The organism is Mycobacterium sp. IDUB_9 (assembly GCF_055419505.1).
Genome location: NZ_JBVAXU010000009.1, coordinates 50,973 through 65,438, shown reverse-complemented (window position 1 = coordinate 65,438; position 14,466 = coordinate 50,973). Strand labels below are relative to the sequence as shown.

General features: G+C 67.0%; 12 protein-coding genes and 1 pseudogene. 8 read left to right on the top strand and 5 right to left on the bottom strand.

Features of this window, described 5'->3' with window-relative positions:
• Positions 1-38: 38 nt before the first annotated feature.
• Positions 39-1,712: an acyl-CoA synthetase gene (locus ACZY08_RS27440; RefSeq protein WP_463747764.1), complete on the top strand. Its 1,674-nt coding sequence runs from the start codon at positions 39-41 to the stop codon at positions 1,710-1,712.
• Here the strand turns inward: ACZY08_RS27440 and ACZY08_RS27435 are convergent.
• From ACZY08_RS27435 to ACZY08_RS27425, 3 genes are read right to left on the bottom strand one after another with little or no spacing between them, the layout of a single operon-like run.
• Complete coding sequence (locus ACZY08_RS27435) at positions 1,699-2,157, bottom strand: SRPBCC family protein (RefSeq protein WP_463747763.1); 459 nt, start codon at positions 2,155-2,157, stop codon at positions 1,699-1,701. The two genes, ACZY08_RS27440 and ACZY08_RS27435, sit on opposite strands and share 14 nt — an antisense overlap.
• Before the next feature lie 19 nt (positions 2,158-2,176).
• Entirely contained in the window at positions 2,177-3,361 is a 1,185-nt protein-coding gene (locus ACZY08_RS27430) for a cytochrome P450 (RefSeq protein WP_463747762.1), read from the bottom strand.
• Entirely contained in the window at positions 3,358-4,194 is an 837-nt protein-coding gene (locus ACZY08_RS27425) for a mycofactocin-coupled SDR family oxidoreductase (protein WP_463747761.1), read from the bottom strand. The genes ACZY08_RS27430 and ACZY08_RS27425 overlap by 4 nt, the downstream gene beginning before the upstream one ends.
• 89 nt (positions 4,195-4,283) lie before the next feature.
• Here ACZY08_RS27425 and ACZY08_RS27420 point away from each other — a divergent pair, with 89 nt between their 5' ends.
• From ACZY08_RS27420 to ACZY08_RS27405, 4 genes are all read left to right on the top strand, one after another.
• The gene (locus tag ACZY08_RS27420; RefSeq protein WP_463747760.1) at positions 4,284-4,856 is read left to right on the top strand and encodes a TetR/AcrR family transcriptional regulator; all 573 of its coding nucleotides are present in this window, start codon (positions 4,284-4,286) and stop codon (positions 4,854-4,856) included.
• Positions 4,853-6,358, top strand: coding sequence for an AMP-binding protein (locus ACZY08_RS27415; RefSeq protein ID WP_463747759.1), 1,506 nt, complete (start codon positions 4,853-4,855; stop codon positions 6,356-6,358). Before ACZY08_RS27420 ends, ACZY08_RS27415 begins: the two co-directional genes overlap by 4 nt.
• A gap of 181 nt (positions 6,359-6,539) precedes the next feature.
• Positions 6,540-7,100 (top strand): hypothetical protein, encoded by a 561-nt coding sequence (locus tag ACZY08_RS27410; protein ID WP_463747758.1) that lies wholly within the window; start codon positions 6,540-6,542, stop codon positions 7,098-7,100.
• Positions 7,101-7,106: 6 nt separating this feature from the next.
• Entirely contained in the window at positions 7,107-8,423 is a 1,317-nt protein-coding gene (locus ACZY08_RS27405) for a Dyp-type peroxidase (RefSeq protein ID WP_463747757.1), read from the top strand.
• Between the two features lie 16 nt (positions 8,424-8,439).
• Here ACZY08_RS27405 and ACZY08_RS27400 read toward each other — a convergent pair whose 3' ends face one another.
• On the bottom strand, positions 8,440-9,360 hold the full coding sequence (locus tag ACZY08_RS27400; RefSeq protein ID WP_463747756.1) for a DUF7159 family protein: 921 nt from the start codon (positions 9,358-9,360) through the stop codon (positions 8,440-8,442).
• A 174-nt stretch (positions 9,361-9,534) separates the two neighbouring features.
• On the opposite strand from ACZY08_RS27400, the gene ACZY08_RS27395 reads away from it, so the two are divergent.
• Together ACZY08_RS27395 and ACZY08_RS27390 are read left to right on the top strand one after the other, a co-directional pair.
• Entirely contained in the window at positions 9,535-10,389 is an 855-nt protein-coding gene (locus ACZY08_RS27395; protein ID WP_463747904.1) for an SDR family oxidoreductase, read from the top strand.
• Positions 10,382-11,647 (top strand): spinster family MFS transporter, encoded by a 1,266-nt coding sequence (locus ACZY08_RS27390; protein ID WP_463747903.1) that lies wholly within the window; start codon positions 10,382-10,384, stop codon positions 11,645-11,647. Before ACZY08_RS27395 ends, ACZY08_RS27390 begins: the two co-directional genes overlap by 8 nt.
• Positions 11,648-11,654: 7 nt before the next feature.
• Here ACZY08_RS27390 and ACZY08_RS27385 read toward each other — a convergent pair whose 3' ends face one another.
• Entirely contained in the window at positions 11,655-12,050 is a 396-nt protein-coding gene (locus tag ACZY08_RS27385; RefSeq protein WP_463747755.1) for a DUF4267 domain-containing protein, read from the bottom strand.
• A 119-nt stretch (positions 12,051-12,169) separates the two neighbouring features.
• On the opposite strand from ACZY08_RS27385, the pseudogene aceA reads away from it, so the two are divergent.
• Positions 12,170-14,453: pseudogene (gene aceA / locus ACZY08_RS27380) on the top strand (isocitrate lyase ICL2).
• Positions 14,454-14,466 lie beyond the last annotated feature (13 nt).

Sequence of the window (14,466 nt, the reverse complement as noted above, 5' to 3'; positions counted from 1 at the left end):
GGTCGTGGGGCCCCGAATCCGTGCACACCAGGAGTGCCATGAGCGCTGACGTGAAGTTCGACCTGTCCACAGTGTTCTCGACGGTGGCGAAAGCCATCGGCGACCAGACCTTCCTGGTGTGGCGCGACCGCCGGTTGACCTACAGCGAGTTCGACGCCCGCGTCGACGGCTTCGCCCACTACCTCGTCTCGGCCGGCCTCGGCACCCACACCGAGCGCGACGCGCTGGCCGGGCACGAATCGGGTCAGGACCACCTCGGCATCTACCTGCGCAACGGCAACGAGTACCTCGAGTCGATGATCGGCAGCTACCGCGCACGGGTGGCACCGTTCAACGTCAGCTACCGCTACGTGGAAGACGAACTCCTCTACCTGCTGACCGATTCGAACGCCCGCGCGGTGATCTACAACGCCGAGTTCGCGCCCAGGGTGGCCGCGATCCGCGACCAGTTGCCGAACCTCCAGGTCCTTATCCAGGTCGCCGACGAGTCCGGCAACGAGCTTCTCCCGGGCGCCGTGGACTACGAGACCATCCTGAAAACGCCTGCGCCGCAGGCGGGAATGCCGACGCCGTCCGGCGATGACCTGTACATCCTCTACACCGGTGGCACCACCGGCATGCCGAAAGGCGTGCTGTGGCGCCAGCACGACATCTTCCTGTCCTCGATGGGTGGCCGACCGTTCGGCAGCGACACCTTCATCGGTTCGTACGAGGAACTCGCCGAGCGGGCTGCCAACGCCGGCGGCGGGTTGTCGCTGCTGATGATCCCGCCGTTCATGCACGGCGCCGCACAGTGGGCCGCCTACAACGCCGTGACCATGGGCGGCAAGCTCGTCATTCCCGACGATGTGGTGCGCATGCGTCCCGACAACGTGCTGCAGCTCGCCGCACGTGAACGGGTACTGAGCATCCCGGTGGTCGGCGATGCGATCGCCCGGCCACTGGTCGACGAGATCGAGAAGGGCGACTACGACCTGTCGGGCCTGTTCACGATCACCAACGGCGGTGCGCCACTGTCGCCGACCGTGCGCGAGCGAATCCTGACCGCACTACCGCATCTGACTCTGCTCGACGCTGTCGGCGCATCGGAGTCGGGCGCCCAGATGAGCACCTTCTCCACCGCGGGCAGTGAATCCGAGGCCGCGACGTTCAACGCCCAGTCCGATACCGGCGTGGTCGCCGAGGATCTGTCCCGGGTCCTCGGACCCGGTGAGGGTGGCGGTTGGCTGGCGCGGCGGGACCTGATCCCGCTGGGTTACCTGGGCGACGAAGCCAAGACCGCACGTACCTTCCCGACCATCGACGGGGTGCGCTGGTCGGTTCCGGGCGACCGCGCAAACGTCTTGGAAGACGGACGGATTCAGCTGCTGGGCCGTGACTCGGTCACCATCAACTCCGGCGGCGAGAAGATCTTCGTCGAGGAAGTCGAGCGGGCCATCGCCGCCCACCCGGCTGTCTACGACGTGGTGGTGGTCGGCCGTCCCTCGGAACGTTGGGGCAGTGAGGTCGTCGCGGTGGTGCAGTTCGCCGAGGGCGCTTCGGCCACCGACGAGGAACTCGTGAAGGTGTGCGAGAGCTCGATCGCGCGTTACAAGATCCCCAAGGCGTTCGTCCGGTCACCGCAGATCGTGCGCTCCCCCGCCGGTAAAGCCGACTACCGGTGGGCCAAGTCGGTGGCGACCGAACAAGCCGAGGCTGTCAGCGCCTCATAGCCCGAGCGATCTCGGCGAGCATCGTGGCGTGGGCGGCGACCGCCTGCTCCACGGTGATCGCCAACAACGGCCTGGGCGCGGAGATGGTCAGCTCTTCGGTGATCCGGGTTCCGGCCGCGGTCGCAGCGAAGTCCACCCGGCTGTCCAGCCGCACCTGTGGGAACTGTCTGGCCTGTGCGGTCACCACGCCGGCGCTGGGGACGATCAGCCGGGCCCGGTAGGTGATCGGAAGATTCAGCGGCCCCAATGGGATTCGGTCGCGCACCTGATAGTCCTGCCGGTATCCGTCGGCCAGTTCCATCCGGGAGGTGCTGCGCACCCACTGCACCAGTGGATGTACCTGCGAGATGTGGTCCAGGTCGACGTAGACCGCCCGCACCTGTTCCGGTGGTGCGGGCACCTCACCGCTGACAGTGCGCCGAGCCTGCCCGATCCAGATGCTCACGGCAGCAAGTTCACCACAGTCAACCAACCACGAGATGCAGTTTCTCCCAGCCGCGCACCGTGGAGGTCGGTGCCAGTTGCGCACTGTCGTAGTCGATCTCCCATTCGGGGAAACGGTTGAGCAGTTCGTCGAGGGCCACCCGGCCTTCGAGCCGGGCCAGATTGGCACCCAGGCAGTAGTGCAGACCTTTGCCGAAGGTCAGGTGGCTGATGTTGTCGCGGTGGATGTCGAAGGTGTCGGGGTTGCGGTAGCGGCGCGGATCACGGTTGGCCGCCCCGAACAGCAGCAGCATCGCACTGCCGGCAGGCACCGTGGTGCCGTCGTACTCGAAATCTCTTGCCACCCAACGTGCCACGTGTGGGCCGGTGGGTTCGAACCGAAGCGTCTCGTCGACGGCGCGGGTCAGCAGTGAGCGGTCCCGTTCCACTTCGCGACGCTGGTCTGGATGCTCGGCGAGCACTTTCGCCAGCCAGCCGATGAGCCGGCCGGTGGTCTCGTTTCCGGCGCCCGCCACCACCTGGGTGTAGTGCAGCACTTCCTTGCGCTCAAGCTTGCGGGTGACACCGAACTCGTCGGTGAACTCAACATTGAGCAGTGCCGTCATCAGATCGTCGGAAGGGTTGTTGGCCCGCCACTCGACATAGTCGGCGTAAATCCGGCCGTCGGCGATGCGGTCGGCCCGCACCACCTTCATCGGCACACCCGGTTTGGTGCGCAGGTTGGCGTCGTTGGCGTCACGAACCCCGATCTGCTCCGATTCCGGTATGCCGAGCAGCATTCCGATCACCCGCATCGGCATCATCGAGGCGAGTTCGGCGATGATGTCGAATCCGCCCGAGCCGACCAGCGGGTCCAGGCACCGCACACAGAACTGGCGGATCTGATCCTCGATCTCGGCCATCCGCCGCGGGGTGAACACCCGCGACATCAGCCCGCGCAACAGGGTGTGCATGGGCGGGTCCTCGAACATCATCACGCCCGGCGGCATGTCGAAATCGGACTTGACCAATTCGAGGATGTCACTTCGGCTGTTGGAGAACGTTTCCCAGTCCGACAAAGCTCTTTCGACATCGACGTGCCGGGACAGTGCCCAGAAGTCGTAGCGCTCGTTGCGGTAGATCGGCGCCTCATCGCGCAGGCGGGCGTACACCGGATACGGGTCGGCGACGATTCCGACGTCATAGGGGTCGTAGTAGACGGTCATTTCAGGCAGCTGCCGGCGTCGACGGGAAGGGTGACCCCGGTGATGTAGCGGGCTTCGTCCGATGCCAGGAACAGGACCGCATTGCTGATGTCCTCGGGAGTGACCCACGGGATCGGGAGCATGTGGAACGTCTGGCAGATCGGAGCCAGGTCGTCGGGACCCGGATTCTCCAGGTCGGGCCGGAACATCCGGTAAGTCGTGTCATTCATCAGCATCGGACTGTTCACGTGGGTGGGGTGCACCGAGTTCACCCGGATCGAATGTTGGCCCAGTTCAACGGCAAAACTGCGCATCAAACCGACCACACCGTGCTTGGCTGCTACGTAGTGCCCGGTGAACGGGTAGGCCTTCGACCCCGCCACCGAGCTGGTCAGAATGATCGACCCGCCCCGCCCACCGGCGAGGATATGGGGCACACCGGCTTTCACCGTCTTCCAGACACCGCTGAGGTTGACGTCGATCATCTCTTGCCAGAGGTCCTCGTCCATCCGGTCCAGCTTCACCCCGGTGGTGCCGATGCCGGCGTTGGCGGCAATGATGTCCAGCCGGCCCAGTTGCTCGACGCCGCTGTCGACGGCCGTCTTGAGCGCGCCGAAATCACGTACGTCGACCTCGGCTGTGACGATTCGCCGGCCGAGGCTCTTCACCAGATCGGCCGTTTCGGCCAGGTCCTCTGCCGTCGCTCCCGATGCCGGTGACCGATCGAACGTTGCGCAGATGTCCAACCCGATGATGTCGGCACCCTCGGCCGCCAACCGCACCGCGTGGCTGCGGCCCTGCCCCCGGGCCGCTCCGGTGATCAGTGCGACCCTGCCGTCGACCCGTCCGGTCATTCCCCACCCTCCGCCAACATTGGGCGATCGCCCAATAATTACACTCAGGCCATGTTTAGCAGCCGTCGCCGCGCGTGGTCAAGGGTGCGGTGAGCCCGCCGAGCACCACCCGCCGAGCCCTGATCCGGGCCACCGCCCAGGTCATGCTCGAGGAGGGTTACGCCGCGGCGACCTCGCGGCGGGTGGCCGCGCGGGCCGGCGTCAAACCCGCCCTCGTGCACTACTACTTCCCGAGCATGGACGATCTGTTCATCGCGGTCCTGGCCGCCGGCGCCGACACCAACCTGAGCACCCAGCAGGAGGCCTTCGCCGAGGACTCCCCTCTACACGCGCTGTGGGACCTCAACAACACCCAGGGCGCGGCACTGTGGATGGAGTTCATGGCTTTGGCCAACCACCGCAAGGCCATCCGCAGCGAGATCGCCGGCTATGCCGACCGGTTCCGCGACCTCGAGGAGGCCGCGATGTGCTCGGCGCTACGGGCGCACGGGGTCGACACCGACGAGTTCCCGCCCGTGGTCATGTCGATGATCGTGGCGAGCCTGGCCCGGATCCTGGTGCTCGAGCGGGGGCTCGGCATAAGCCGTGGGCACGCCGAGGCCCAGGATTTCGTGCGGCGCTATCTGGACCGATTCGAGCTGCCCCAGGGGGATCCGACATGAGCCTTCTGCACGAACTGGTTTCGGCGTCTGCCGCCGGCGCGCCGCAGCGCCCGGCCGTGGTGACCGACGACGGCACCACCTCGACCTTTTCCGAGTTCGACCGCCAGATCCATGGCGTCGCAGGGTGGGTGGCGGCCCGGACCGCACCGGGTGACCGAGTGGCCGTGGTCGCCGACAACAGCGTCGCCTATGCCCAGCTGTATTACGGGGTGCCGCGAAGCGGGCGCGTCCTGACGCTGATCAATCAGCGTCTCAGCCCGGCGGAACAGGCCGCGCAGTTGGCCACCGCCGGGCCCACCCTGTTGCTCGGCGACGAGCGGTATCTGTCGGCTCTCGCACACACCGGAGCGCCCGCCGTCGCATTCGAATCCGACCAGTGGCGGGCAGCACCCGCGGCCGAACTCCCCATCGAAGCCGACCCCGAGCCCGATGATCCCGCCTGGCTGCTGTTCACCAGCGGGTCCACCGGCGTCCCGAAAGCTGTTGTGCACAGCCACCGTTCGATCCTCACCGCAGTATGGGGCTCGGTGGCGGGCCGCTCGGTGCAGCCCGGCGGGGTGTACCTGTTGCCGTTTCCCATGTGCCACATCGCCGGTTACAACATGCTGGTGCAGCATGCGGTCGCCGCGACGGTCGTCCTGTGCGCCCAGTTCCGCCCCGAAGGTTTCGCGCACCTGGTACGTACCCACGAGGTGACGTCGTGTTCGCTGGCGCCCACCATGTTGCACTCGCTTCTCGGCCATCTCGAGCGCACCGGGACCGATCTGCCCACGCTCGACGCGATCGCCTACGGATCCGCCGCGATGCCACTGGATCTGCTGCGTCGGGCCATCGACACTCTCGGCGTCGACTTCCACCAGGGCTACGGGATGACCGAAACCGGCGGAAACATCACGTTTCTCGGCCCCGACGACCACCGCGCCGGCGCCGCGGGCCATCCCGAGTTGCTCACCAGTGCCGGCTATCCGCACCCGGGCGTCGAGATCGGCATCACCGACACAGACGGCGCATTGCTGCAGCCCGGGCAGGTGGGCGAGATCGTGGTACGCGGTGCACAGGTGACGCCCGGCTACTGGCCCGACGAGGCCAGCACCGAGGACGGTTGGCTACGCACGGGTGACATGGGCCGCAGCGACACCGATGGACGTCTGTTCATCGTCGACCGGCTCAAGGACATCATCGTCACCGGCGGTGAGAACGTGTCCTCCCGCGAGGTCGAGGACGCCCTGTCCGGTCATCCCGGCGTGGACCAGGTCGCTGTGGTCGCGGTTCCCGATGACTACTGGGGCGAGGCGGTCTGCGCGGTGGTCGTCCCGTCGCCGGGGCGCCGGCCGACCGCTGATGAGTTGATCAGCCACGTGCGTGGCACGATCGCAGGTTTCAAACGACCACGGGTTGTGTTGTTCACCGAGGCACTACCGCTGACCGGTAACGGCAAGGTCGCCAAGGACCGGGTTCGTGCCTTCGCTCGCACTGCAGTTCTGGATGGCGCCGAGAAGTAGTGATTGCCTTGGCCAACCCCTCAACGGCCCCGACACATCGGACACTACGCCGATCACGGGCGTTTTCCGGGTTTTCCACCAAATACCTCGGCAAATTTAACGGTGCGTCAATGGAATCCGCATTTCGCACGGCAGCACGGTGCTAGCGTTCGGCATTATCTGACGACCCTGGGGGTTCCGTATGACTACCAACGACCCTGACTGGACCAAGCCCGCCGCGATGGCCATCCCACCGGAAGGCTATTTCGAACTCAAGGAGGGTCGATACGGCCCTACCTACCCGAGAACACCTGCGTGCCATGGCTTTTCCATCATCGCAAAGGTGAAGGAAGGCCGCGAGGAGACAGTACGCGCCTACGGCAAGCAGATCGAGGCCGCCGTGGCCGCCAGCCCCGAAGTGCTTGCGCCCCTGCGGCTGCACTATTTGCGTTGGCAATTGTTCGACGTTGGCTCGGGTCTGCATTTCCAATACCAGGGCATCTTCGACACCGACTTCGACAAGTACACCGAGGACGCGGTGCAATTGTTCAGCGCCACCGGCATCACCACGGTATTCACCAATCTGGAGGGGTTCCCGGAGGACTGGAAGGAGAACCCTCAGGCATTCATCGAGTTCGTCCGGGCGCACCAGGTGCCGAGCTTCCTGGAATACGGCGAGTACCCCTACGTCACCGCCGACGAAATCAAGAAAGCGCTGCGACTCAAGGCCGCCTTCTCCAACATGCTCGATCAGATGCAGTAGCCGACTGTGCTCGAGTTCGACGAGATCCAGCACATCCTGCTGACCCGTACCCCGGCCATCACCGGGCGCTACGAGTTCCTGACGTTCGACACCCGCGAGGGCGGCCGCGCCTGGTTGACCGACCTGCTGGACAAGGTGTCCTCGGCCACGGACGCGACGGCCACCATGGACGAGTCCGACCGCTGGGTCACGTTGGCGTTCACCTGGAACGGACTGCGGGCACTCGGTGTCGACGAGGAGTCGCTGGCGACCTTCCCCGCGGCGTTCCGGGAAGGCATGGCGCAGCGCGCCTCGATCCTGGGTGACACCGGCGAGGCCGCACCCGAGCATTGGTCCGGCGGCCTGGCCGGTGAGGATCTGCATGCGATAGCGATCCTGTTCTCGCGCACCGACGAACAGTACCGTCGCTCCATCGCCGAGCACGACAAGCTGCTCGACCGAACCCCCGGCGTGCGCAGCCTGTCGTACCTGGACCTGAACGCGACCCCGCCGTTCAACTTCGCCCATGATCACTTCGGATACCGGGACCGGCTGTCCCAGCCGGTGATGAAGGGATCCGGGGAGGAACCGACCCCGGGTTCCGGCGCCCCGCTTGAGCCCGGAGAGTTCATCCTCGGCTACCCCGACGAGGACGGACCCGTCGCCAACCTGCCCAAGCCGGATGTGTTGTCCCGCAACGGGAGCTATCTGGCTTACCGCCGGCTCGAGGAACACGTCGGGCTGTTCCGGGACTACCTTCGTGAGCGGTCCGATTCGCCGGAGACCGAGGAACTCTTGGCCGCCAAGTTCATGGGCCGGTGGCGCAGCGGCGCGCCCCTGGTGTTGGCGCCCGAGCACGATGATCCCGAGCTCGGCGCGGATCCGGCGCGCAACAACGATTTCAACTACAAGGAAATGGATCCCTTCGGCTATGCGTGCCCGCTCGGGTCGCATGCGCGCCGGCTCAACCCACGCGACACCGCGCACTACATGAACCGCCGCCGGATGATCCGGCGCGGCGCCACCTACGGCCCCGCCCTGCCCGACGGCGCGCCCGACGACGGGGTGGAACGCGGCATCGCAGCGTTCATCGTCTGTGCCGACCTCGTGCGCCAGTTCGAGTTCGCGCAGAACGTCTGGATCAACGACAAGACGTTCCACGAACTGGGCAACGAGCACGACCCGATCTGCGGTACCCAGGACGGCACCCTCGACTTCACGGTCCCCAAACGTCCGATACGTAAAGTGCACAAGGGAATTCCGGCCTTCACCACACTTCGGGGTGGTGCATACTTCTTCCTGCCGGGCATGTCGGGACTGCGGTACCTGGCGACCATGCCGTAGTTTCGGCTGGTCCCGGTTACGGCATCGCGCCGAGGAACCACAGTCCGGCCGGCGCAGGACCCGGTGTTGCCGCGGGAGGTACCGCGGCCAGTGCGGGCCCGGGCGACGGGTCTGCCGCAATGTGCGGTTCGGCGGCGGGTGCGGGTGCCGGTAGGTGTGGCTCAGCTGCCGGAAGGTGCGGGACGGTGACTGCGACCGGCTGCTGAATCGGCACGGCCGGGGCCTGCGGCGGTGCCGGGGCGGGAACCGGGACCACCGCGACCGGTTCGGCGACCGGCACCCGCTCTGACCGTTCGGCCGCCTGGTTCGAGACTCCCGGCTCGGCCGGCAACTCCCTCACCGAACGTGTCACGTCCCGCGGGGTGATGACGGTGACGAGTTGCGGCTCGGCGGCCGCCGCGGAGATGTAAGCGTCGTCGGGCGCCGGGCCCGGCGCCGGTTCCACGAACTGCGAGCCGACCGTGAGCAGTCCTGTCGCGATCGCCGCAGCCGTGGCGGCCATAGCCCGTACCGCGGTGTGCCGGCGCGGGGCCGGAGTCCGCAACGCGGCAGGCCTCGGTGTCCTGGCGACCGCGTTGGTCGCGACGGCCACTGCGGCGGCCCGGGCGGTGGTGCCGGACCGTCCGGGGACGGTCCGCACATCGTCGAATCCCGCGGCGGCGAGCAGGTCGAGCAGTTGGGGCACGGCGTCATGGCCGTCACCGGAGACGAGTCCGGGCGCACACACGCCGATCGCGGCGACGTTCTGACCACTGGCGGCCGCGATGGCCTGGGCGCTGCGGGCAGCGGCGACGGCCCGGACAGTCACATCATCGGCGTCGTCGACATCGAAGGCGTCGTCATCCAGCGGGGTGAGATCTGTGGTGCGGTCATCGCCCCCGACGAGGGCCCAGGCGATGCCGTGCGAAGTCACCGACAGCCCCAGCACTGTCCTCACCCTGCGACCTCGATTCCTCTCGCGTGACCGGCACCCGGCCGCGACGAGCGTAAGTCGCCCCGCAGGCGTCGGCATCCGGGAGAAGGGGTCGGTAACCGGTTGGGCACCCAGAATTCACCTGGATGCTATTTTTGCCGCCGAACCAGCCCGGAATCGGGCAGCAAGGAGACGATCATCGGCACATACGCGGTCACCGGGTCCGCATCCGGTATGGGATTGCAGGCCGCCCAGCGGCTCCAGGACCTCGGGCACGCCGTCATCGGTGTGGACCTCAAAGAGGGCGATGTGGTTGCCGATCTGTCCACCCCTCAGGGCCGCCGAGCGGCGGCCGACGGCGTGCTGGCGGCGTGCGGCGGAGTGCTCGACGGGGCCGTGCTGGCGGCCGGGCTCGGCCCGGGCCCCGGCGCGGACCGCAATCGGTTGATCGCCGAGGTCAATTTCCTCGGCGTCGTCGAGCTACTCGAGGCCTGGCGGCCCGCGCTGGCCAACGCGGACCGCGCCAAAGTCGTGGTGATCTCCAGCAATTCGACGACGACGGTACCGATCGTTCCGCGCCGGACAATTCGGGCACTGTTGGCGCGCGACACCGACAGGGCGATCCGCTCGCTGCGCCTGTTCGGGCGAAACGGGTCGGCCATCATGTACGCGGCTTCCAAGATAGCGGTCAGCCGCTGGCTGCGGGTCAATGCGGTCACCGCGGCCTGGGCCGGTGCCGGTATCCGACTGAATGCCCTGGCCCCAGGCGCGATCTTGACGCCACTCCTGCAGGCCCAACTCGCCGATCCGCGCGAGGGCGCCGCCGTGCGGAGGTTCCCGGTACCGATCGGCGGATACGGCGACGCCGGCCACCTCGCCGACTGGATGTGTTTCATGCTGTCGGACTCTGCCGACTTCCTCTGCGGCAGTGTGATTTTCGTCGACGGTGGCTCCGACGCCTTCTTCCGTCCCCAGGACTGGCCGAAGGCTGTGCCACTGCGCCGGCTGCCGCGGTATCTTTGGCGGTTTGCCCGCGGCGTACGACATGGTTGAGCCGGGCCACGTACACGGACCACGGCGCGCCTGGGCGGCGGTCGCACTGCTGACCCTGGTCGGCACCCTCAACTACGTCGACCGGTTCCTGCCCTCGGTCCTGGCCGAGCCGATCAAACACGAACTCGCCCTGTCCGACACCGCAATCGGGGTGATCAACGGGTTCGGCTTCCTGATCGTGTACGCGGTGCTCGGCGTCGCGGTGGCACGGGTTGCCGACCGTGGGGCGTTCGGCGCGGTGATCGCCGCCTGCCTGACCCTGTGGGGCACCATGACCATGCTCGGCGGTGCCGTGCAATCCGGTTTTCAGCTCGCGCTCACCAGGGTGGGCGTAGCGGTCGGCGAGGCGGGCAGCACCCCGGCCGCACACGCGTACGTGGCCCGCAACTTTGCCCCGTCGCGTCGCGCGGCGCCACTTGCGGTGCTTACCTTCGCGATCCCACTGGCCAGCGGCGCCAGCCTGATCGGCGGTGGCCTGTTGGCCGAGAACCTCGGCTGGCGAACGGCTTTCGTGGCGATGGGTGCGTTCAGCGTGGTCTTCGCCCCGTTGGTGCTGATGGTGGTCGGCACACGCCAGACTCTGCCGGTCGCGACAGTCGCGGAGGACGGCCCGCCGGTCAAGTGGTGGGCGCTGCTACGCAAGCGCAGCTTCCTGGCCGTCGTAGGCGGCACCGCATTCGTCTCGGCCGCCGGCTACTCGCTCACCACCTTCTCCCCGGCCTTCCTGATGCGCACCCGGTCCATGTCGCTCAGCGAGGTCGGGTGGGAGTACGGCCTGGCCACCGGACTGGCCGGGGTGCTGGGACTGCTCATCGTGGGCCGGCTGGCCGATCGGCTGGCGTTGCGCGACGCGCGCTGGCTGCTGTGGATCGTGGTACTCACCACGGCGGTGCTGCTGCCCGCCTCGGTGCTCGCCTTCACCGTCGAGAGTCGCCTCGCGTGCGTATGGCTCCTGGCGCTCAGCTACGTCATCGGCACGGCATATCTGGCCCCGTCGATCGCCGCAATCCAGCGTCTGGTGCTGCCCAGACAGCGGGCGACCGCGTCGGCCTTGTTCTTGTTCTTCAATGCCACTCTCGGGTCTGTGGGCCCGTTCGTCACGGGCCTGATCAGCGACGCGCTGACCGCCGATCTCGGCGCACACGCACTCGGCCGGGCCCTGCTGATCCTGGTTCCGGCGCTGCAACTGCTGGCCATGGGCTGCTATCTCGTCGCCGCCCGCTGGTACCGCAGCGACATCGTCGAGGCGGGTGAATAGGCCCGACCTAGTCTGCCGCCCGGTCCGGCCTACGCTCTCGGCGGCGGGTGGCGCCCCACAGCCCGACGGCGATGCCGACCACGGCTCCCCCGAGGCCGATGACCTGCTGCGACCGCGGCAGCTGGTCGTGGACCGCCACGCCGCCAAGCAGGTCGGCCGCGTCGGCGCCGCCGGAGGCCAGGAACCAGCCGCGCGTGTCCTTCCCGCGTAGTCCCGCCGCCAGCAGCAGGCCGCCGATCAGCGCATCGCGATATCCCATCGACCGCCACATCAGCTGCGCGGTTGCGTCAGGTGTTTCCCGCCCGCCCCATAACCGGTCGGCCCGCTTCGGGTCGACGAGAAACGAGACGCCCGACGCGAATCGGATGGCACCGGCGGCCAGTGCGGCCCGGTCGATCGACATGGCGTGCAGCCTAGAACGTCGGGTCCGCCGCACGGGGAACTCCTGTGAAATCTCCCAACCGGCTCCGGCGCCGCAACTTGCCAGCAATGATTGGGGTACCCGAGTTCAGGAGCGCACACATGGCCACAATCGAAGCCAACGCACAGACCGACTCGTCTTTCGAGAGTGATGTCGCAGCCACCCAGGCCTACATCGACAGTCCTCGGTTCGAGGGCATCATCCGGCTGTACACGGCACGTCAGGTCGCCGAGCAACGCGGCACGATCCCGTCCGACTATCCGGTCGCCCGCGAGGCCGCGACCGCGTTCTTTTCCGCATCTGCGCGAACTGTTCGCGCAGAAGAAGAGCATCACCACCTTCGGTCCGTATTCACCGGGCCAGGCGGTGGTCATGAAACGGATGGGCATCGAGGGGATCTACTTGGGCGGGTGGGCCACCTCCGCCAAGGGCTCGATCAGTGAAGATCCGGGGCCCGACCTGGCCAGCTATCCGCTGAGCCAGGTGCCCGACGAGGCCGCCGGCCTGGTCCGGGCGCTACTGACCGCCGACCGCAATCAGCAGTACCTGCGGTTGCGGATGACGCCGGAGCAGCGCGCGACGACCCCGGTCGTCGACTACCGGCCGTTCATCATCGCCGACGCCGACACCGGTCACGGTGGCGATCCGCATGTCCGCAACCTGATCCGCCGCTTCGTCGAGTCCGGGGTGCCCGGTTACCACATCGAGGATCAGCGGCCCGGCACCAAGAAGTGCGGCCACCAGGGTGGCAAGGTGCTGGTGCCCTCGGATGAGCAGATCAAACGCCTCAACACGGCCCGGTTCCAGCTGGACATCATGCGGGTTCCCGGCATCATCGTGGCCCGCACCGATGCCGAGGCCGCCAACCTCCTCGACGGTCGCGCAGATGAGCGGGATCAGCCGTTCCTGCTCGGGGCGACGAATCTGTCGGTGCCCACCTACAAGTCGTGTTTCCTTGCGATGGTGCGCCGGTTCTACAACCAGGGCGTCACCGAGCTCAACGGACACCTGCTTTATGCACTTCCCGAGGGCGAGTACGCGACCGCCGACGCCTGGCTGGAACGCCAGGGCATCACGAACACGATCGACGAAGCCGCGAAGGGCCACCGGACCGGCGATTCGGTCGATTCATTGTTCGACAAGGTCGAGTCGGCGTTCGTGGAGGCGTGGCAGGACGATGCCGGACTCAACACCTACGGCGAGGCGGTCGCCGAACTTCTAGAGTTCCGAGAACGCGAGGGCGAGCCGGCTGCGATGAGCGCGGCTGACTGGCGCGTCTTCGCTGCGCGGGCATCGCTGTACACGGCGCAACAGAAGGCGCACGAACTCGGCGCCGACGTGGCCTGGGACTGCGAGCGGGTCAAGACCCCCGAGGGCTACTACCAGGTTCGTGGCGGCATTCCGTATGCGATCGCGAAGTCGCTGGCGGCAGCGCCGTTCGCCGACATCCTGTGGATGGAGACCAAGACCGCCGATCTGGCCGATGCCAAGCAGTTCGCCGATGCGATCCACGCCGAGTTCCCCGACCAGATGATGGCCTACAACCTGTCACCGTCGTTCAACTGGGACACCACCGGCATGACCGATGACGAGATGCGGGCGTTCCCAGAGGAACTCGGCAAGATGGGGTTCGTCTTCAACTTCATCACCTACGGCGGCCATCAGGTCGACGGCGTGGCGTGCGAGGAGTTCGCGACGTCGCTGCGACAGGAGGGCATGCTGGCACTGGCCCGGCTGCAACGCAAGATGCGTCTGGTCGAATCTCCTTACCGGACACCGCAGACGCTGGTCGGCGGTCCACGCAGCGACGCCGCCCTGGCCGCCTCGTCGGGCCGTACCGCCACCACCAAGGCGATGGGCGCGGGTTCCACGCAACACCAGCATCTGGTGCAGACCGAGGTGCCCAAGAAACTCCTCGAAGAGTGGCTGGCGATCTGGGGCGACTACTACAAGATCGGTGAGAACCTGCGGGTGCAGTTGCGGCCGCGCCGCGCCGGGTCGGACGTACTCGACCTCGGTATCTACGGCGACGGTGACGACCCGTTGGCCAACGTCGTCGTCGACCCCATCAAAGACCGGCATGGCCGCAACATCCTGACGGTGCGCGACCAGAACACCTTCGCCGAGAAGCTGCGCAAGAAGCGCCTGATGGACCTGATCCACGTGTGGCTCATCCACCGGTTCAAGCCAGAGATCGTCTACTACGTGACGCCGACGGAGGACAACGTCTATCAGACCGAGAAGATGAAGGCGCACGGCATCTTCAGCGATGTGTACCAGGAGGTCGGCGAGATCATCGTGGCCGACGTGAACCAGGCCCGCATCGATGAACTGCTGGCACCCGATCGTGAGGCCCTGGGACGGTTGATCCGCAAGGAGGACTGAGGGTCGGCGGGCC

What these genes read in the sequence shown, in the direction of transcription:
- ACZY08_RS27440 (WP_463747764.1), top strand. Translation starts at nt 39, where the DNA reads ATGAGCGCTGACGTGAAGTTCGACCTGTCCACAGTGTTCTCGACGGTG.
- ACZY08_RS27430 (WP_463747762.1), bottom strand. Translation starts at nt 3,361, where the DNA reads ATGACCGTCTACTACGACCCCTATGACGTCGGAATCGTCGCCGACCCG.
- ACZY08_RS27425 (WP_463747761.1), bottom strand. Translation starts at nt 4,194, where the DNA reads ATGACCGGACGGGTCGACGGCAGGGTCGCACTGATCACCGGAGCGGCC.
- ACZY08_RS27415 (WP_463747759.1), top strand. Translation starts at nt 4,853, where the DNA reads ATGAGCCTTCTGCACGAACTGGTTTCGGCGTCTGCCGCCGGCGCGCCG.
- ACZY08_RS27410 (WP_463747758.1), top strand. Translation starts at nt 6,540, where the DNA reads ATGACTACCAACGACCCTGACTGGACCAAGCCCGCCGCGATGGCCATC.
- ACZY08_RS27390 (WP_463747903.1), top strand. Translation starts at nt 10,382, where the DNA reads ATGGTTGAGCCGGGCCACGTACACGGACCACGGCGCGCCTGGGCGGCG.
- ACZY08_RS27385 (WP_463747755.1), bottom strand. Translation starts at nt 12,050, where the DNA reads ATGTCGATCGACCGGGCCGCACTGGCCGCCGGTGCCATCCGATTCGCG.